Raw genomic sequence first — 20,088 nt, 5'->3', positions numbered from 1 at the left:
CCCGAGTCGTACCACGAGCGCTCCCCCACCAGCCATGCAACCGCCGTGAAGCTCACGCGCCAACGGCGGTGGGACGCGCGGCGATCTCCCGCACGGGCTCGTCCACCTGCTGCCGGGCGGGGATGAAGGTCATGGCGCGCTCGGCCAACGCGGTGATGGTGAGCGAGGGATTCACCCCCGGGTTGGCGGAGATGGCCGAGCCGTCGATGACGTACAGGCCCTCGTAGCCGAAGAGGCGGTGCTGGGAGTCGATGGTGCCCGTCTGGGGCGAGTCCCCCATGCAGCAGCCGCCGAGGATGTGGGCCGTGGTGGGGATGCCCATCACCGACTCGGAGGCCAGCGTCATGGGCAGGCCGTCCAGCTTCTCGGCCACGCGGTGGGCCAGCTCGGTGGCCTCGGGGATGTGCGCGGTGGGCGCGGGGCCCTCCTGCAGGCCGGTGGTGAGGCCCTTCGTTCCGCCCGTGAAGAGCCCGCGCCCGCGCCGCATGCGCAGGTGTCCGTCCAGCGTGCGCATGTAGAGGAGGATCATCGACCGGCGGGCGAAGTCGCGGGTGAACCAGGAGCGGAACACCTTGAGCGGGTGGCGCAGGAAGAGGCCGGCCAGGTTCGCCATGCGCGACAGGGCGGTGGTGCCTCCGACGTGGGGCGCCATCAGCGAGCGGAAGAAGTCCGAGCCCGCCGCGTAGCGCACCGGCTCCAGGTGCGAGTGCGCGTCCGTGTGGAGGATGGAGCCGATGGCGATGCCCTTGGACAGGTCCTTGTCGTGGAAGCGCTTGCCGGCGATCACTCCGATGAGCGCCTCCGAGTTGGTCCGCACGCCATCGCCGAGCCGGTCCGACAGCCGGGGCAGTCCGTCCGGGTGGGCCTTGAGCTTGAGCAGCAGGTCCACCGTGCCCAGCACGCCGCCGGAGAAGATGACCTGGCGCGCGGTGAAGCGCCGCTTGCGGCGGGAGAAGCGCGAGGTGCCCTCGAGCGCCTCCACCTCGTAGCCGCCACCGGGCAGCGGGCGCACCCACGTCACCTCGGTGTCCGCGTGGAGTTGGAGGCCGCGCTTCTCGGCGAAGTAGAGGTAGTTCTTGTCCAGCGTGTTCTTGGCGTTGAAGCGGCAGCCCGTCATGCAGCCGCCGCACGCGTTGCAGCCGGTGCGCTCGGGGCCCTCGCCGCCGAAGTACGGGTCCGGCACCGTCACCCCGGGCTTGCCGAAGTAGACGGCCACCGTGGTGGACTGGAAGTCCTCGCGGCCCATGTCCTTGCCCACCTGCTGGATGATCTCGTCCGGCAGCGTGCGCAGCGGGTTCACCGTGGCCCCGAGCATCTTGCGCGCCATGGCGTAGTGCGGCGTCAGCTCCGTCTTCCAGTCCGCCAACGCCCCCCAGGAGCGCGCCTGGAAGAAGTCATCCTTCGGGATGGGCAGCGTGTTCGCGTACACCAGCGAGCCTCCGCCCACGCCCACGCCGGACAGCACCGTGACGTGGCGGAAGAACGTCATCTTGAACAGGCCCCGCCACCCGAGCTGCGGCATCCACAGCCACTTCTTCAGGTTCCAGTTCGTCTCGGGGAAGTCCTTGGCCCGCAGGCGCCGGCCCTTCTCCAACATCACCACCCGGTAGCCCTTCTCCGTCAGCCGCAGCGCGCTCACGCTGCCGCCAAAGCCCGAGCCGATGATGAGCCAGTCGCAGTCGAAATCCATCGTGTCCTCCCCCCCTACCGGGGATGGTTCACAGACTACCCGGGAGCGCGCTGGATGCGCTCATCTTCCCGCTCGGAGGGCAGGCACCCGGGCACGGGTGGGAACCCGGGGCCCGTGGCACCCTCACCCTGTCCCTCTCCCGAAGGGAGAGGGGAGATGGGGTCGGTGTTACTCCAGCGAGGTCTGTCCACCCTCGGAGGGCGTCAGTTTCTGGCGGGCCGTCTCCCGCCGCTTCGCTCGCACCTTGCCCGCGACGTTGAGCAGCAGCCGGTCCCTCTCCCAGCGCTCGCGCGTGGGCGCGGCCACCTGCTCCCAGAGCGTCCCCAGCCCGTCCACCCGTCTCCGGAGCAGGTCGATGGCTCCCGCCAGGGCCAGGTGCACCGCGGGTGACGCCGCGTCCGCCTGCGCCAGTCCCCGCATCGTCACCGCGAGCGCCAGCAGTTCCTCGCGCACCTCGTCCGGCCAGCCCGAGCGCCGCGCCACCTGCAGCAGCCACCCGAGCACCGCCGCGAACACGTGGCAGTCCTCCACCGTGCGGAACGGTTTGACGTAGCGCTCGTAACCATCGCCCGGCAGCACCTCCTCGGGCGCCACCGCCACGTCGTGCAGCCGCAGCTCCGCGTGGGGCACCTCGGGGACGAAGGGGGTCTCGGGCAGCTCGGTGACCGTCACCCCCGCGCGCCGGGAGTCGATTCGCACCAGCCGCAGCCGGTTGCGCCCTTGTGCGTCCTGTCCCTCGCTGGCCACCACCAGCAACTCGTCCGCCGCGGTGCCCAGGGTGACGAAGGCCTTGGTGCCCTCCAACCGCGGCTCGCCCTTGCCCGAATCCGTGAGCCGGGTCTGCATCGCCGCGGGGTGTCCGCCCCCGGCCTCGGTGACGCACAGCGCATAGCGATGCCGGGGCGGCAGCTGGGGCAACAAGGCGCGCAGGGCCGAGTGGTAGCCCGAGGCGAACGCGTAGCCCAGGCGATCCGCCGCGAAGCCCCCGGCGAACGCTACGTCCACGGGCAGGGAGAAGCGCGAGGACAGTTGAAGGTGCCGCGTCCACCAATCCCCGACGGAGCCGAGGGGTGCTGGCGTGGGGGGCTCGGAGAGGAGGAACCGCAGGAGCTCGTCCATCCGGCCACTCTAGACGAATCCCGGAGGCCGGGGACCTGCCGGACTCGAAGTCGAGCAACTGGTCCGATTGTCGGACCAGTTGGGGAAGCGCGCGCCCGGAAGGGGGGGCACCGGCTGCTGCCGCGCGTGGAGCTTGGCCACGAACTGCTTGCCCCTCCGAGAGGCCGCGCGCTTCTTCGTGTCCGTCGCGCGCTGTCCGGCCCCTCGCGTCCGCGTCAGTCCTTGAACTCGGTCCACACCGGCGCGTGGTCCGACGGCTGCTTCCCCTTGCGCGCGTCCCGATCCACTCCCGCCGCCACCAGCCGCTCCACCAGCGGCGCCGTCGCGAAGATGTGATCGATGCGCAGCCCCTGGTTCTTCGGGAACGCCAGCATCCGGTAGTCCCACCAGCTGAACTTCTGCTCCGTCGGGTACAGCTTGCGGAACGTGTCCGTCAGCCCGAACCCGCACAGGTGCTCGAGCGCCTTGCGCTCCTTGTCCGTGCAGAGCGTCTGCCCCTGCCACAGCGCCGGATCCCACACGTCGATGTCCGCCGGCGCCACGTTCCAGTCTCCGCACAGCACCAGCGGCTCGCCCGGCTTATGCCGTGTGTCCAGGTAGCGCCTCAGCCGCCCGTACCACTCCAGCTTGTACTCGTACTGCTCCGAGCCCACCGACTGCCCGTTCGGCGCGTACGCGCTCACCACCCGCACCCCGTTCACCGTCGCCGCGATCAGCCGCGCGTGCGTGTCGTCCACCCCGTCCGACAGGCCCTTCACCACATCCTGGGGCTCCGTCTTCGCCAGGATGGCCACCCCGTTGTACGTCTTCTGCCCGTGCACCGCGGCGTGGTAGCCCGCCTCCCGCACGGCCTCCATCGGGAACTCGGTGTCCTGACACTTCAGTTCCTGCAGGCACACCACGTCCGGTTGAGTGCTCTTCAGCCAATCCACCAGCCGGTCCAGCCGGGCGCGGACCGAATTCACGTTCCAGGCAGCGATCTTCATCCCGCCCAACGTCGCACGTCACTTTCCACCCCGCCACGGTTTTTCCCCTCCTCCCCACCGCGGCCCCCTCGTGGGTCCTGTAGCGCACTGTCGCACCGCGGCCCTCGGGCCCCGGGTTTCCCCGGTGTGGCCCACCGGCCGCACGGAGGCTGTCCGGGGAGCGGGGAGGCGTCCTCGGAGACCCTCACCCCCGCCCTCTGCCAGAGGGAGAGGGAGTCCGCGACACGGCTGGCACGGGCGTCGCAATGAGCTCCTCCCGACAAGGAGCCGCACCATGAGGAATACCGTCCTGTCCGCCTGCTTCGCCGCCCTCTCCCTCACCGCCTGCGACGTCAGCCAGCTGCGGCGGCCCCAGGGGCTGCTCCCGTCCACCGCCAACCGCCTCGACAACCGGGTGCTCCCCTCCCGCGAGCCCACCACCGAGGTCGCCTTCTCCACCCCGCCCTCGCTCCCCTCGCCGGGCGATGCCCTGCCCGAGACGGCCGGCCTCCCCCCGCCTCCCCAGATGCCGGACGAGCCCCTCTCGCGAGCCGAGGAGCTCGCCCCCGCAGAGCCCGCGGACTCCCTCTCGCTCCCGCACGAGCCGCACCTCTACCCCGTGGCCCACCTCGACCGCGCCCGCGCGCTGCGTGAGGAGGGTGACCTCTCCGGTGCCCTCACCGAGGCCCGCCGCGCCGTCCACGACGCCGGTGACGACGTCGACGCCGCCGAGCAGGCCCTCGATGCCCTCATCGAGCTCGCCCGCCTCTCGGGCCAGAAGCAGCTCGCCGCCGACGCGTACCGCGAGCTCGCCGTCCTCTTCCCCGACGGCCCCGAGCCCCTCGTCCAGCAGGCCCGTCTCCTCCTGGAGCTCGGCGACACCGAGGGCGCCTTCCGCGCCGCCGAGGCCGCGCTCGAGCTCGACCGCGAGTACCCCGAGGTCTACCAGGTGCTCGGCCGCATCCACCTCGCCGCCGGCCAGCTCACCGAGGCCATCATCCGGTTCAAACAGGCCGTGCACCTCGACCCGTACCACGGGTATGCCCTCAACAACCTCGGGCTCACCTACTTGCAGACCGGCCAGGACGCACTCGCCGTCGAGGCGCTCGCCCAGGCCGCCTGGCTGCTTCCCCAGGTGGGCTACGTCCACAACAACCTGGGGCTCGCCTACGAGCGGCTCGGCCGCTACGAGGAGGCGCGCATGGCCTTCGACACCGCCACGCGGCTGTCCCCGGGGGACCTCAAGGCCCGCCTCAACCTCCAGCGGTTGAATCGCGAGGCCCGCGCCTCCGTCGATGTCCAGGCGATCCTCGGGGGACGGACGTCCCCGGGGTGCCCGGAATAGTCAGGGGCCCCGCGTGTCTCGGGAGGCCCCCCGCCCGGTGGGCCTCCTGCCCATTCCGGTTCTCCGCCCGGCGGTTTAACGTCGCCCCCCCCTTTGTTGTCCCCGCGTCCCATGAACCCGGCCCGAGAGATGAGCTCCCAGCCCTCCCCCCTTCCTCCCGCCACGCCTCCGGCACCCCCGGCTCCTCCGGCCCGTCCCGGCCTGGGTGCCCGGTTGTGGCGATGGACGAAGCGGCTCCTCGTCCTCGGCGCCGTGGGCCTCGTGCTGCTCGCGCTCACCGTCCTGGGCGCCTACCTGTACTACAGCCGGGATCTCCCCTCGGTGGAGGCGCTGCGCAACTACAGCCTGCCCCAGGTCACCAAGGTCCGCTGCGCCGACGGCTCCATCTGCTCCGAGTTCTTCCAGCCGCAGGGACGCCGCACCGTGGTGGACGTCAAGGAGCTGCCGCCCCACGTGCGCAACGCCTTCCTCGCCGCCGAGGACGCCGACTTCTACAAGCACGAGGGCCTCGACATCTTCGGCATCATCCGCGCCGCGGTGAAGAACCTCATCCCCGGCAGCCGCAAGTCCGGTGCCTCCACCATCACGCAGCAGGTGGTGAAGAACATGCTGCTCACGCCCGAGCGCAGCCTCGCGCGCAAGATTCGCGAGTGGATCCTCACCCCGCGCGTGGAGCAGGCGCTCACCAAGGATCAGATCCTCGGCCTCTACATCAACCAGTCCTATTACGGGCAGGGGCGCGATGGCATCGAGGAGGCCGCGCTCTACTACTTCGGCAAGCAGGCCAGGTTCCTCACCGTGGGCGAGGCCGCGGTGCTCGCGGGCACGGTGCAGTCGCCCAACCGCATCAACCCGGAGAAGAACATCGTCAAGGCCAAGCAGCGCCAGCGCTACGTGCTGGGGCAGATGGCCGGGCAGGGCTTCGTCCCCAAGGAGACCGTGGACAAGGAGATGGACAAGCCCATCGTCCTCTCCCCGCGGCCTCCTCCCGAGGTGGGCTCGTACTACGCCGAGGAGATCCGCCGCACGCTGGTGGCGCGCTACGGCGGTGACGCCGTGCTCACCGGCGGCCTGCGCGTGGACATCGCCATGGATCCCAAGCTCCAGGTGATCGCCGACGACGCCGTGCGCAAGGGACTCGAGGCCGTGGATCGACGCCAGGGCTACCGCGGCCCCGTGGGCACGCTGGAGCCCGCGCGCTTCGAGCAGCTCAAGCCCCTCATCGCGAAGCAGATCGAGGAGGCGGGCCGGCGCCAGAAGGAAGGCGCCTACGTGGCCGACCTGGCCTCGCTCGCGCAGTCCCCCACCACGCCCCCGCCGCCCGAGCAGACGCCCGCGGTGGTCACCGAGACCGAGCAGGAGGAGGAGGCCCGGCTCTCCGCCGACGAGAAGCTCGCGCTCGCGGTGCAGCTGCAGCCCCTGAAGGAGGGCCTGAAGGTGCACGGCTTCGTCTCCCAGGTGGATGACACGGGCAAGAAGGCCCGCGTGGAGCTGGTGGGCCGCGCCGCGGAGATCACCTTCTCCACCGTCACCTGGGCGCGTTTCAAGGGCAAGGGCGCCCCTTCGAAGATGTCCGACGTGATGAAGCCCGGCGACATCGTCCGGGTGCGCATCACCCGCGCCACGCCCTCGCCCGCGCTGCTCGAGGCCACGTTGGATCAGGTGCCGCTCGTGCAGGGCGGCCTCGTCGTCATCAACCCGCGCAACCGCTACGTGGTGGCGCTGGTGGGCGGCTACGACTTCGCCGCCTCGCCCTTCAACCGCGCCACACAGGCCAGGCGCCAGCCCGGCTCGTCCTTCAAGCCCTTCCTCTACGGCGCCGCGCTCGGCAGCGGCCGCTTCACCCCCATCAGCACGGTGAACGACGCCCCCGAGGCCATCCGCGATCCGTACACCGGCAAGACGTGGAAGCCGCAGAACTACGACCGCTCCTTCGACGGCCCCATGACGCTGCGCCAGGCGCTCACCAGGTCCAAGAACACCGTGTCCGTGCGCCTCATCGAGGCGATTACCCCCGCCACGGCCATCGACTTCGCCCGCCGCGCGGGCATCCGCTCGGAGCTGCCGGAGAACCTCACCCTGGCGCTGGGCACCGGCGAGGTGACGCTGCTGGAGGCCGCCAACGCCTACGCCACCCTGCAGGCCAACGGCCGCTACGCCGAGCCGCTGATGATCCTCAAGGTGGCGGACGCGCGGGGCAAGGTACTCGAGGAGCACCAGCCGGCCTTCGAGGAGACGCTGCCCCCGGCGGTGGCCTACCTCACCACGTCGCTGATGCGCAGCGTGGTGGAGGAGGGCACGGCCCGCGCGGTGACGGAGCTCAACCGCCCCGCCGCCGGCAAGACGGGGACCGCCAACGAGAGCCGCGACACGTGGTTCTCCGGCTACACGGCCGACTGGGTGGCCAGCGCGTGGGTGGGCTTCGATGACCACTCGCCCCTGGGCAGCTCCGAGACGGGTGGCCGCGCCCCGCTCCCCATCTGGCTGGAGTTCATGCGCGCCGCCCACGAGGGCCTGCCCTCGCGCGAGTTCGAGATTCCCCCGGGCGTGGTGCAGGTGCGCATCGATCCCGTCACCGGACTGCTCGCGGGCAACTCCGTGCCCGGCCGGCTCGAGTCCTTCCTGGATGGCACCCAGCCCACCGCCGAGGCGCCCCCGCCCGGCCACGTCAGCCCGAGCGACTTCTTCCTCCAGGAAGGTAGCCGGGGGGGTTTGTGAGCCGGGCCCTCGCCGCCGCCCTCCTGTTGGCCGCGCTGCCCGCTCCGGCCGCCCAGACTCCCGCTCCGCCACCGGCCGCCACGACGGCCCCGGCCACGCCCGCCCTCGAGCGGCTCGCCCAGGCCGTGGCCACGGACGTGCGGGCGATGAAGCCCGAAGCCCCCGTGGCCCTCCACCTCTCCGGCGCTACCCCCGAGCTGCGGCGCGCCTTCGGAACGCTGCTCGCCTCGCGCCTCGCCTCCGCCGGGCTCGCTCCCTTTGTCCTGGAGATGCTGGAGGCCCCCTCGCCCGAGGCCGCCGAGACACTCGCCCGTGAGCAGGGCGCCCGGGCCCTCGTGCGTCTCAGCTTGAGCGTGGAGGCCGGCGAGCTGCGCGCCCGCGGCGATGCGTTCGGCACCTGGGTGAACTTCTGGTCCGGCCGCACCGCCCCCCGCGCGCCCTCGCCCGCCGCCGCCATCGCCCAGGCCGTGGAGGCGGATGCCGCGGCGCTCGCGCTCGCCGCCGTGGAGCCTCCGCGCACGCCCACTCCGGCCCCCGAGGAGCCGCGCCCCCTGCGCCTGCTGGGTGCCGTGCTCGCGCGCCTGCCCTCTCCGCCCGCCGCGCTCGCCGCGGGAGATCTCGACGGGGACGGCAAGGACGAGGTGGCCGTGCTCACCGCGCACGCCGTGCACGTCTTCACCGCCGAGGGGAGCCTCCTCGCGGAGCGCTCGCTGGACATGCTGCCCCCGGGCCCCGCCCCCACCCGCGAGCCCTTCGGGGCGCTCGCCGTGCTCTCCGGGCCACCGCGCCTCGCCGCCTGGTCCACCCGCTTCGCCCACGGCGAGGTGCTCACGCTGGAGAACGGCGCACTGCGGGGCGTGTCCCGAATCGAGGCCGTGCCGCTGGGCCCCGATGCGCGCGGCAGCTTCGTCCCGGGCCAGACGGCCTTCGCCCCCGAGGTGCGGCTCGGCACCGGCGAGCAGCGGCTGGCGGTGACGTCCCGCATCACCACCTTCAGCGCCGCCAACTCCCGTGTGCTCCTCGTCCACCCGGATGGCTCGGCCTCCTTCTTCTCCCAGCCCTCGGTGGCGCCCGTGCCGCTCTCCGGGCTCGGCGCCGGCAGCGCGCTCGGAGACCTGGACGGGGATGGGACGCCGGAGCTGCTCACCACCTCGCCCGAGCTCCAACCCTCGCCGGACGCCCTGCGCGTCTTCAAGACGAATGGGAGCGAGCCCACCGCCCATGAGCCCCTGTGGCAGGGCTCCCTGCCCTCCGGCCGCGCCCTGTCCGTGGTGACGGCCAACCTGGACGGGGACAAGCGCCGCGAGGTGGTGGTGGGCCTCACGAAGCCGGACGGCACCGGCGAGCTCTTCCTCCTGCGCCAGGGTGCGCCATGACGCTCCGCCACGCCCTCGCCAGCCTCCTCCTGCTCGGGGCCACGCCGTCGCTCGGCGCTGGCCGCATTCCGTACGGAGGCGAGCTGCGCGTCGCCCACACCGGCCCCGCCGAGCCCGGTGAGCCGGCCCTCGCCGACAGCCCCCTCGAGGCCACGCTGCTCGGGCTGCTCTCGCGGCCCGCCTGCCAGCTGGCCCCGGACGGGCACGCATCACCCGCGCTCGCTCGCGAGCTGTCGCGCCCCGCTCCGCAGGTGGTGCGCCTCACGCTGGCCTCGCCCGCGCAGGCCACCGCGCTCGCCCGGGCGTGGATCCGGCTCGCCGGCACCGAGGCCCCCTCGCCCTACCGCGCCCTGCTCTTCCCACTGCGCGGCGAGGGCCGGCTGCTCTCCCCCACCGGCGACACCCTGGAGCTTGCGCTCGGCTTCCCGTGGCCGGACATGGAGCGCGCGCTCTGCCACCCCGCGCTCGCTCCGCCGCGCTCCGTTCCCGCCGCGCTCGGCCCGTTCTCCGCCGTCGGTGCCAACACCGTGGAAGCGCGGCTCGCGTGGAGCCAGGGCCGGCCCTATCTGGACAGGGTGCGCCTGCAGGCCACCGATGAGCGGGGACTGTCGCGCCTGTGGTCGAACCAGGAGGCCCAGGTGGCGCTCGGCGTCCTGGCCGACGCGGGCACGCCCTCGGGCGCGGCGCTGTACGCCACGTACCTGGCCTGGTCTCCGAGGCGCGTGCCCCCGGACTTCCGGCAGGCGGTGGAGAGCGCCCTGGAGCGCGAGGATCTCACGCGCCTCTTCGTGCGCGGGCCGGCCGTGCCCATGCCGAACCTGCTTCCGCCCGCGCTGCTCCCGGTGTCCCCGGGTGCGCGCCCCACACCGCCGCCCACGGCCCAGGCCGGACGCAAGGTGACGCTCGTGTACGACGCGGGCAACGAGGACCAGCGCGCGGTGGCCGAGCGCCTCCAGGTGCGGCTGCACGACCGGGGCTACACCGTGGCCCTGGAGCCCCTGCCTCGCGCCGAGCTGCGCGCCCGCTGGGCCCGGGGCGAGTACGAGCTGATGCTGCACTCGCTGCTGCTGCCGCCCGTGCCCGGCCCGGCGCTGGCGGTGGTGCTGGACGCCGCGGGCCGGAAGGATCTGCTCGGGGTGGAGCTGCCACGCATCGGCGCCCTGCCCGACGCCGCGGCGCGAGACACGCGGGCGAGGGAGCGGGCCCTGGCGCTCGCCGCGTCGGTGCCGCTGCTGCCGCTGTACGCGCAGGGACTGGCACTGCGCGCGGCGCCGGAGGTGGGAGGCCTCGTCTTCGACGCCCAGGGGCTGCCCATGCTGGACGGGGCCTGGCTGCAACCGGCGGTGACGGGTGTCCCGGGAGCCCGGAGATGAGACTGAGGACGAGGCTGGCGCTCGCCTTCGCGCTGCTGGCGCTGGTGCCGCTGGCGGTGATGGTGCCCTTCACGCTGACGGAGCTGCGCACCACGCTGTCGCGAGGGCTGGACGCGCGCATGGAAGGCGCCACGGCCTCGGCGCAGGAGGCCGTCGAGCGAGCCGCCGCCAACGCGCGCCGGGCGGTGGAGGAGCTGGTGGAGAGCTCCGCCATGGAGGACCTGGCGCGCGAGGCCCGTGAATCGCCCGCCCGGGCCATCCGCGCGGACACGGCCCAACCGCTCATGAAGAGCCGGGGCCTGACGGTGCTGTCGCTCTTCGATCGCAAGGGCACCACGCTGTCCTCCGGGCACCTGCCGGCGCGCCGGGGAGATCCGGATCCCGCGCTCTTCGCGGTGACGAAGGAGAAGTCCCCCAAGCCGGTGCCGGTGAAGGTGGCGGTGCGAGGGGACCAGGGATTGCGCGAGGTGCCCGCGCTCGTCACTGCGAGGCCGGTGGACTACGGGGACTCGCGGCTGTGGGTGGTGGGCGGGGTGCTGCTGGACCAGGGGCTGGCGGCGCACCTGTCGAGGCTCACGGGGGCGGAGGTGGCGCTGCTGTCGGGGGACACGGTGGTGGCGAGGGCGGGGAGCGTGACGCCGCCCACGGTGGCGCGCGTGTTGCCACTGGGCGAGGCCGCCACGGTGCGGCTGGTGTTCAGCCGGGCGGCGGAGCGGGAGGCGACGGTGGGCGTGTTCCGCTCGTTCCTGTTGCTGGCCGGATTGGGGTTGAGCTTCGCGGTGCTGCTGGGGCTGCTGATGTCGAGGCGGATCACCCAGCCGGTGGAGGCACTGACGTCGGGAGCGAGGCGCGTGGGCGAGGGGGCGTGGGACGTGCAGGTGCAGGTGAAGGCCACGGGCGAGGTGGGCGAGCTGGTGAAGACGTTCAACCACATGACGACGGAGCTGCGCTCGACGACGGAGCGGCTGGTGGCCACGGAGCGGGTGGCGGCATGGCAGGAGGTGGCGAGGCGGCTGGCGCATGAGATCAAGAATCCGCTGACGCCGATCCGGATGTCGCTGGAGACGCTGATGGCGGTGCAGGACGCGCGGGACGCGCGCTTCCCGGCGCTGTTCCGGGAGAGCGCGGGCGTCATCCTGGAAGAGGTGGACCGGCTGAAGCGGATCGTCGACGAGTTCAGCCGGTTCGCACGGTTGCCCAAGCCGCAGTTGGAGCCGGTGGACCTGGGCGAGCTGGCGCAGAGCGTGTTGTCGCTCTACGCGTCACCCCCGGAGGGAATCAGCATCCACTCGGAGGTGCAGCCGGGGGTGGTGGCGAAGGCGGACCGGGATCAGCTGACGCAGGTGCTGGTGAACCTGGTGAAGAACGCCGAGGAGGCGATGGCGAAGGGAGGCGGAGCGCTGCACGTACGGGTGCGAGGCAGCGAGCAAGAGGCGGTGGTGGAGGTGCAGGACAGCGGCCCGGGGATTCCGCCCGAGCACAGAGCGCGCATCTTCGAGCCCTACTTCACGACGAAGGAGGGCGGCACGGGCCTGGGACTGGCAATTGCGGCGAGGATCCTCCAGGAGCACGGCGGCAAGCTGGACGTGGGCGGCGAGCCCGGCCAGGGCGCCTGCTTCACCTTGTCGCTGCCGCGCGAGCGCTGACGACGCCGCAGAAACCAAGGTGTAAGGGGTGCCTGCCGCATTTTCTCCGCCCAGATGAGTTCCTAATAGATTTCGGCTTGCCACATCACCTAAGACGTTGGCACAATCTACCCACCTTTTAGGTAATTACCTCGGAAGCGGGCTCACACTGTGCGGCAGAAGCACGGCTCAAGAAGCACTTTCAAGCATGTAGCGCTCTACTCCTGCCAAGCAGGGCTCTATAGTCCGCGCGGAAATCGGGAGTTCAGGTCCGTTTGTGAGATGGGACGACTGACACTCAGGGAGGAAGCGTGCGGAGAGGTATAAATGAACCAGCAGTGATCAGCCTCTTTACTGGTGCTGGAGGTCTCGACTACGGATTCGAGGCCGCCGGCTTTCGGACCGCGATTGCGGTAGAGATGGATGCTGACTGTTGCCGGACGCTGAAGGCCAATCGAAAGGACTGGCCTCTCATGGAGAACGATCTCACTAAGGTATCCACGGACAAGATCCTGGAAAAGGCAGGCCTTGAGAAGGGGCAAGCGGCACTCGTGATTGGTGGGCCGCCTTGCCAGCCTTTCAGTAAAGCTGGTTATTGGAAGCGACAGGACACACTTCGTCTGGCAGACCCAAGAGCTAATACCCTGGAGCATTTCCTCCGCGTAGTAGAAGAAGCACAACCTCAAGCCGTGTTGCTTGAGAACGTTGTAGGGCTCGGATACCGCGGCAAGGACGAAGGCCTGCAAATGCTGCTCAAGGAGTTCGAGCGCATCAACCATCGGACAGGCAGCAATTACATACCGAAGTATAAAATCCTTAACGCCGCGGATTTTGGTGTGCCTCAAATCCGAGAAAGACTTTTTGTGATTGCAGCGAGAGATGGGCGCGCCTTCACGTTCCCATCACCCACCCATGCAAGTTCGCCTCCCCCAGACTCCGCATTGGAAAAGTACCGTACTGCGTGGGATGCAATTGGAGATCTTAAAAACGACACCTCGCCTGAACTCAAGGTAAAGGGCAAGTGGGCGGACCTGCTGCCCTCAGTTCCGGAGGGGAGCAATTACCTGCACCACACTCCAGAGGGCGAAGGAGAGCCGCTATTCGGATGGAGATGCCGGTACTGGAGTTTCCTACTGAAGCTTTCTAAGCAGCTTCCTTCATGGACGATTCCCGCACAACCAGGGCCTGCTTCCGGCCCATTCCACTGGAAGAACCGCCGGCTCAGTATGCGGGAACTCTGTCGGCTTCAAACGTTTCCCAACGAAGTGAATATTCTAGGAAGCATAAACACCATCCAGCGACAAGTCGGCAACGCAGTACCCTCGCTCTTGGCTGAAGTACTCGCGAGAGCTATTCGAACGCAGTTGCTAGACCTACCTGATATTGAACACCCCCCAAGGCTACGCCTATCCCAAAGATTCGACGTGCCGCGTAAAGAGCGGGCTCGCAAAGTTCCTGCGGCCTACTACAAATACAAGGGGAAACACGAGGCACACCCCGGAGAGGGGAAAGGGCCCGGAGCACGCGCACTCTCAGGCACAAATTCCGATCACCCAACCATTTAACCATCATAATACATGCAATGAGCACGCCTGCTCATGGGGACTTCGCTCAGCTGGTATACTCCTCGCTGAGTATCGCGGCTGCACCACGTCTGCTAAGAAGGATGTTCGCTGGTAGCCACGCCGCTCCGAGTTCATCTAGCGGGTGTACGCAATACTGATCACGAGCCACGTACGCACAAGTCGGACAGCCATCTGCACACCCCTGAGCACAGCCAAGTGTCAAGTCACGCGCAGCTTCAACGAGCTGCACGAGGCCTGCGCCTCCATTAACGAGTTGGATGACGCCTCCACGCCCAACTGAACTCTTCTCGAACAGCACCACCGTAGCAGTTGCTGGGAAAAGGCGCGCACCGAGTGTTTCACTTCCAATCTGACGCATTGCTGCGTTAAGGAGGGCATGCTCTACCGCATGCAGTGCCCGGTAAGCGCGAATTGATTGTCCCTCTGTAGTCAAGAGATCGCGTACTTCTCGACTGGAGATAGATGCCGACTCTTGCGCGAGCACATCCTCCAGCGTGCTCGTCGAATCGAGACCAAGGCGTTCCAGGACACGCACAGGATCGAATTGCAGCACAAGGGCACTGCCAATGGTCGAGTGAGAGAAGGCTCGGAAGCGAGAGTAGCCCTCCGGATCACCAAAAAGAGTAGCGAGACGCTCATCGGGCGCGACCCGCGACTGAGGATGTGCGGCAGCATTGCCCGGTTTATACCCGTATGCCACAGTCACAGCTGACACTCCACCGACCAAGAATGCACGCGCAATACAAGCGTTACGTAACGTGGCGAGTGCCTCATTATCGAGGGAATCTGCGGGCGCCTGTTCCCTGTCTGCTATGTCAACCAGAAATGCATCTGACATACGACGTGTAACCGCTTCACGAGCAGCAGCGTGGAGCGTTACTGGGTCAACCGGACGATTGTTGACGTACATTTCCTGGTGTACCAACGATTGCAAAGCATTGGGCGCGCTCGCAGGCACTGCGTTCATAAAGATGACGCTCCCTTGGGCATCCCCGGCAGATGGCAGAGCGCAACGCAGGCAGCGCTGCTGTAGTACGATTTGATAGCCACAACGTGCGGTGCAGCGCCATTCCCATTGTGCGACCTGGTTGGTCCCGTGCTTCTCAAGATGCACGTGCCCGCGCCCGCAGTCTGGACACACAGTCGCTGCACCGAGGGCATGTTCGGCCATCCCAGGGCGTCGCATGTCACCACGCCGTTCAAGTGGTGGAACTAGTTCACGCATGTCGCCGCATCGGCCACAAACGAAGATAATAGGCTCAACGCGCAGCATGCTCTGTCGGCAACATGGGCATCCGAGAGTAGAAGGCACATTGCTCGGATCCAGCAGGAAAAAATGCCCACAGCGCTGACAATGAACAGTCCTTGGAAAGACTCGCGTTCGAACGATCGCGTCCTCATCAACCTCAATCAAGCTGATGTCTCCCTCAGCAGGGAGCTGCGGCTGAGAAGGCGTACTATTGTCCGTCCCACCAGTGCTCTCTGCGCTGGGATTTTCTAAAAACGCATCAAACCCATCAGGGAGCACAAAATCAGGCTCAGGTTGGGGCAGAGCCCCTACGGCGGCGCTGCTGCCAGCAGCGTTCCTGCGTAAAACACGGCGCGCTGCGAGATCCGTGTCATGCTGATATCGACGTTGCAGCTCAACCAAGATGCGCCGCGCCAGAGAGCGGCGCACCAATCCACTCAGAGGATCTTCACGATCACCACGAGAGGAAACGATCGTCCGCACACGCGTTATCTGGCCATGCACAAAGCGCACTGCATCTGGAAATGCTTGATATAGAACCTGCAAGGGAGAAATACTTTGAGGTCGAGACATGGTTTTACTCAGTGAAAGCGTTCAGAATACCAATGTTCAATTGGAGACCAGCGTATCATCGCCAAGCTCGTCTTCTGGCTGTCCCCCCTCAGGTGCGCGAAGACGAGCAAGCAGCGCATCGTCAGCACACGTCACTCGGACCACGTTTCCTGGACGCCCACGAAGACTCCGTATCAGCCAATCGGATGTCGGCGCAGTCATGATGGCAGAAAGAAAGGCGTTCTGTTGAGACAGCTGGTCCATCAACGCGCGGAATCGCGTATCAACGAGGTCACGAGTATCCGCAAGCAACTGAGGGTCATCGCAGAGCAACCCAGCAAGCCCACCACGTATCTGCGCATCCCTGCCGCCAAGTGCATCGCGGACCCCAATCGCATTTGGCCAGCGAGGTCGCTGGGGACGGAAACAAAGGCCCACAAGAGTGGCCTTCACGATATTTCCGAACATTTCACCGGCACAGAACAGATTCGTACTCTTAACCGGTAGCACGTCGTAATAGCCGCTCACATCAGAGAGCACTGCGTGAAAGTGACGGTACACATACGCATCACGAGGATTGAACGGCTGGAGGATCACATGCACGTGACCACTTGAGCGCAGTCCGCGCCCCGTCCGTCCGGCAGTTTGCACGAATTCAGTGAAGCTCTGCGTCATCCCGAGCATGACCATGTGGTTTAACCCGTGGATATCGACACCCAGACTAATTACGAGATTCGCTAGCAGGATGTCGATTTCACCTTGCAGTGCTCGCGTCAGAATGTTGCTGATCTGGTCCTTCGGAGCCTCTCCGCTCAAGAACTCGACTCTCAGGTCATCTCCCACAGTGTTGCGGTACATGTCACGCAAAGCACGCCGCATGTCCGCGCCTTCCTGCTTTTTGAAGAGATAACCGAGGAGAAAACGCCAATCCTGAGAATGTGGCGTCATCGATGCTAGCCGTGGTTCAAGGTCGGCTCGCTGGCCGTGCAGGTGCTCGTAAGCATTCAGGATGGATTGGATGAATGCCCGTTTAGAGGAAGTACGCGTTGGTAAAGTAACGAGCACTCGATGGCGGACTGATGGATTGACGATTTGGAAATAATCGTGCGCCTGTCCCTCTGCTGGAATCAAAAGAATTTCACCAACTGACTGACGCCGTCTCGTGAGCGCTTCGATAAGCTCCGTCTCGTTGGATATAGTTGCAGTCGCCGTCTCAAATCGAATACCAACACCATTTTGACCGCCCTCTCGCCGCTGAGAGAGGAATACTTGTAGCGCCTGAAGGCTGGCCAGGAACATTGACAGGTAGGTTGCAGTCACACCATAAAGACTGTGCACCTCATCGAAGCCCATGTACCGAATGGGACGAACCTCTATCGGCCCTCGTGTAGTCCCAGGACAACCAGCGTTCCTATGAAACTGCTGGCAGCGCATCGCATCCGGTTTGAGTTGCAGATGGACATCTGGGCATGCACGCCCACACAAAGTACAGCGGCGCACCGGCGCGCCAAAAAGCCCTATGCGATAAGTTTCGTGCTTCTGGACAGTGGCCTCGTAGAGCAACTTGTCGGGTGTTGCAATTACAATGTCGGGCAGAAATGGCTCGACTTCAAACGTCGTGAACATGTAGTCCACGCGGTGTCCACATGCAGAACATGCTGGCAAAATGCGTCCTACACTTGCGCCAGTGCCAATCACTGCTGTTAGCGGCGCATGGTTATTACATGCGGGGCACCGCCCGAAGTGATGCATTGGTTCGCCTTCATCTGGTGCGAGCAACACACGATAAAGCGGGTCACTTGTCCCCATGAGAAGCCCCCCTGTCGCGGTCGCTGTAGACTCGTGAGTGCGGAGGGCGTACACAAATGCGGTGAGTCGCCGGAACATGTCCTCGTTCAAAAGGCGTGTCGGGAAAACAAGAACGGCGCTTCCCGGCTCTTGAGGGCAAAGCGCTGAGACCGCGGCGTTCACGAGGAAAACGACCGTCTTCCCTGCACTAGTTGGTGCGCGAACAACCGTGACAGGACGGTGCGCCCCGCTAGCAACAAACTTGAGATTTGCCTGGATGGCGTCCCATTGGAACCGGTGTAGTCGAGTGAAGCCGAACGCCGAACCAGCAGCCCTCAACACGGCTTGAATGACAGTCCAGCGATTCGTGACAAGCGCACGAACCTCTTCGGTTGGTATGTTTATCTCTGCAAGTAAAGACGCAGGCGAAGTGGTCAACGCCGCCAGTTCTGGTCCTGGGGCAGGCATTTCACGGGGCGTATCAAATACGCCGAACGTCGTAAGAACAACGGTGTTGGGCTCGGCAGGTGATCGGGTAGCAATACACCCCGACTGGCGTACAGCGTAGAGCCGCCGGGTAGACTCCAGCCGTCGAGCATCCTCGTCGGCTAGCGAAATCAATCCCGCCTTAGCTTCCGCATATTGTTGTGGCGGGAAGTCTGGCATGCCACCCAGCGTGGTTACGAGCAAGTGCGGCATGAGGAGCGCTCCCAACATCGGGGCGCTTGCGCGGTCATCCTCTCGCTCAGGGGTAACATTGCGAAGGCTCACAGTCACGAGTACCCGGTTTGCGCGTTGACGCACCCATGAGACGCGAAGCTGAACTGCCGCCTCCCGCGTCTCAGCCCAGAGATAGAGTGGCTGTGCTCTCCGAGTGTCGCGCACCATGGGCCGCCCGATGAATGAATCACCTTCGCCCCGGCTTGCCAGAATGGTCCCGTGTTCATCCACGGTCCCGTAAACCAAGTCAAGGGCAGGGCTATTGAGTCGCCGCTCGACCTCTCCAGTTTGTCGATCAAAGCCGACGACCACATCGTGAAACACTTCGCGGAGCGGGCCCGCGACGGCACGCAGGCGGTCACCGTCTGGCTCACCGAGTTCATGGTCCGTACCCCCAATGCGGAAACGCTTAAATTCTTGGGGTATCGAGCGGTTTGGGTTTACGACCTTCTCTCGACCTCGTTCACCGATCTTCAGCTCTGACCCCTGACCCCAACGCGCCACAACTCGCACGCCAAGCAGTCCTCCAGTGTCATCAACATCGAGCGGGAAAGTGACGCTCATTGCAGAGGGGCCACCTACTCGCTCGGATTGCTCGACATACTGAGGAACAAGAGCGTGCGCAGCAAGACACGCATCTATCGGCGCGCCTTGCTGGTAGGCGAGATCGAGTACTTCTGCCGCGGTAATCTCATCAAGAGTGCGGGCATCAGGACCAATCGGCGTGATGCGCTCAAGAAGAGCACGCACCCATGTATCAAGCACTGCACGAGCATCAGAGAGTTGGTAGAGCATTGACTCAGAATGGTCTGCCGCCGGAGCGCAACGCGGCGGGTACGTGGGGACATCTATCGGCTGCTCGCTGCGTCACGCGTTGGAGCAACCGCGCCGATACAACACGATCCAACACAACCGGCAATACCTCTAATGCACCTGACTCGCGCAGCATATGCGCAACACCTGCCATCGTATGTCCAGTCGTCACAGTGTCATCGAGCAGAACGATCCGTCGACCAACTACACGTGTACCCGGCTCTGGCACGACTCGATATTCGTTCGAGGCAATTCTCGCTCGCGCTTCAGCAACGCTCCCTCGCGTCGATCGGCGTTTGTCCCGGGCGAGTAGACCTTCGATAAATGGAAGGCCAAGCTGAACCGCAACGTTCGCAGCAACACTAGCAAAGACATCAGCCCCCGTAGCGCCACTCATGGGAATGTGGGCAACAACCGTATCAACTGCATTATAGATGCCTCCTCTGCTCATCCGGAGAGCATCTCTGGCAGCAATGGCGAGTAGGCGGCTCACCAACACATTTGTGCGCGATCGCACACGCCGGAGGTCGTCCCGTAGCGCCTCCGAAGTGCCTGATGCCCAGCCAACCACGGACAGCACTAGACCGGTGGCGTGCAGTGCACAGTACGCCTCATGCGCATCGCCGACACGTCGTACGGACTGACACGAGTGGCAGACGGTATGCGTACCAATAAAGGCCGCTGGCAATGTTACTGGTGTAGCCACTGCGCGAGCCAACGAGGCGTCATCCAGAGCGCTAAGCGCTGCGAAGCACTCGGCACATAGCACGCGGGAAAGTGGACTCACACTCACAGGACCAAACGCTCCACATTCTTACAGGGTCGAATTCGAGTGGGCTGGAACCTCATGGCTCGTAAGCATACCTGCTATTTACGCGCAAGGCCCGCTTGGAGACACCGTATCTTTCTGGGGCGGGCTCATCTGCCGATGATTCGGAACGAAGCTGTCGGAGCGGTAGACCGTCTCTAGCTCATCGGCATACCCCACGTTCCCTGCGTATTCACGCTCTGCTCCCAGAGAGAGCACCAACCAGGCACGTCCTGTCTCCATGCCCGCAGTGGAGGGTCCTACGCGGCAGACAGTGAAGGACTCCAGGCATGGGGTGGAACCACCTCATCTCTGGAGACACCTGGGACTCCGCAGGTCGCTCAGTGTTACCGCGCAAGCT

Annotated in this window: 12 protein-coding genes and 1 pseudogene; 7 read left to right on the top strand and 6 right to left on the bottom strand. The window is 66.3% G+C overall.

Annotated elements, in window-relative coordinates; translation table 11 throughout:
- Positions 1-52: 52 nt before the first annotated feature.
- From AC16DP_RS22070 to xth, 3 genes are all read right to left on the bottom strand, one after another.
- Entirely contained in the window at positions 53-1,690 is a 1,638-nt protein-coding gene (locus AC16DP_RS22070; protein WP_329730692.1) for a GMC family oxidoreductase, read from the bottom strand.
- Positions 1,691-1,858: 168 nt separating this feature from the next.
- Positions 1,859-2,809, bottom strand: a complete 951-nt coding sequence (locus tag AC16DP_RS22065) for an acyl-CoA dehydrogenase family protein (RefSeq protein WP_329730693.1) — start codon at positions 2,807-2,809, stop codon at positions 1,859-1,861.
- Positions 2,810-3,024: 215 nt separating this feature from the next.
- Complete coding sequence (gene xth, locus AC16DP_RS22060; RefSeq protein ID WP_329730694.1) at positions 3,025-3,795, bottom strand: exodeoxyribonuclease III; 771 nt, start codon at positions 3,793-3,795, stop codon at positions 3,025-3,027.
- A gap of 274 nt (positions 3,796-4,069) precedes the next feature.
- Here xth and AC16DP_RS22055 point away from each other — a divergent pair, with 274 nt between their 5' ends.
- The 6 genes from AC16DP_RS22055 to AC16DP_RS22030 all read left to right on the top strand — a co-directional run bounded on the left by AC16DP_RS22055 (position 4,070) and on the right by AC16DP_RS22030 (position 13,776).
- Positions 4,070-5,119 carry a tetratricopeptide repeat protein gene (locus AC16DP_RS22055; RefSeq protein WP_329730695.1) on the top strand — a complete coding sequence of 350 codons (1,050 nt, stop codon included), beginning with the start codon at positions 4,070-4,072 and terminating at the stop codon, positions 5,117-5,119.
- Positions 5,120-5,248: 129 nt separating this feature from the next.
- Positions 5,249-7,837, top strand: a complete 2,589-nt coding sequence (locus AC16DP_RS22050; RefSeq protein WP_329730696.1) for a penicillin-binding protein 1A — start codon at positions 5,249-5,251, stop codon at positions 7,835-7,837.
- Entirely contained in the window at positions 7,834-9,213 is a 1,380-nt protein-coding gene (locus tag AC16DP_RS22045) for a VCBS repeat-containing protein (protein ID WP_329730697.1), read from the top strand. The genes AC16DP_RS22050 and AC16DP_RS22045 overlap by 4 nt, the downstream gene beginning before the upstream one ends.
- Positions 9,210-10,586, top strand: coding sequence for a peptide ABC transporter substrate-binding protein (locus AC16DP_RS22040; RefSeq protein WP_329730698.1), 1,377 nt, complete (start codon positions 9,210-9,212; stop codon positions 10,584-10,586). The genes AC16DP_RS22045 and AC16DP_RS22040 overlap by 4 nt, the downstream gene beginning before the upstream one ends.
- Positions 10,583-12,232 (top strand): sensor histidine kinase, encoded by a 1,650-nt coding sequence (locus AC16DP_RS22035; RefSeq protein ID WP_329730699.1) that lies wholly within the window; start codon positions 10,583-10,585, stop codon positions 12,230-12,232. Before AC16DP_RS22040 ends, AC16DP_RS22035 begins: the two co-directional genes overlap by 4 nt.
- Before the next feature lie 290 nt (positions 12,233-12,522).
- Positions 12,523-13,776, top strand: coding sequence for a DNA cytosine methyltransferase (locus tag AC16DP_RS22030; RefSeq protein WP_483956851.1), 1,254 nt, complete (start codon positions 12,523-12,525; stop codon positions 13,774-13,776).
- 1,879 nt (positions 13,777-15,655) lie between these two features.
- Here the strand turns inward: AC16DP_RS22030 and AC16DP_RS22025 are convergent.
- Both AC16DP_RS22025 and AC16DP_RS22020 read right to left on the bottom strand, forming a co-directional pair.
- Positions 15,656-17,224: a helicase-related protein gene (locus AC16DP_RS22025; protein WP_329730736.1), complete on the bottom strand. Its 1,569-nt coding sequence runs from the start codon at positions 17,222-17,224 to the stop codon at positions 15,656-15,658.
- Positions 17,225-17,461: 237 nt separating this feature from the next.
- Positions 17,462-17,854, bottom strand: a pseudogene (locus AC16DP_RS22020) (DEAD/DEAH box helicase); the annotation flags it as partial.
- Positions 17,855-18,325: 471 nt separating this feature from the next.
- On the opposite strand from AC16DP_RS22020, the gene AC16DP_RS22015 reads away from it, so the two are divergent.
- Positions 18,326-18,589, top strand: coding sequence for a hypothetical protein (locus tag AC16DP_RS22015; protein ID WP_329730701.1), 264 nt, complete (start codon positions 18,326-18,328; stop codon positions 18,587-18,589).
- Between the two features lie 316 nt (positions 18,590-18,905).
- Here the strand turns inward: AC16DP_RS22015 and AC16DP_RS22010 are convergent, their stop codons facing one another.
- Positions 18,906-19,412, bottom strand: a complete 507-nt coding sequence (locus tag AC16DP_RS22010) for a phosphoribosyltransferase family protein (RefSeq protein ID WP_483956850.1) — start codon at positions 19,410-19,412, stop codon at positions 18,906-18,908.
- Positions 19,413-20,088 lie beyond the last annotated feature (676 nt).

It is taken from the genome of Archangium sp., assembly GCF_057119385.1.
Note: the sequence above shows the minus strand (reverse complement) of the source record. Positions and strands in the feature narration are given on the sequence as shown.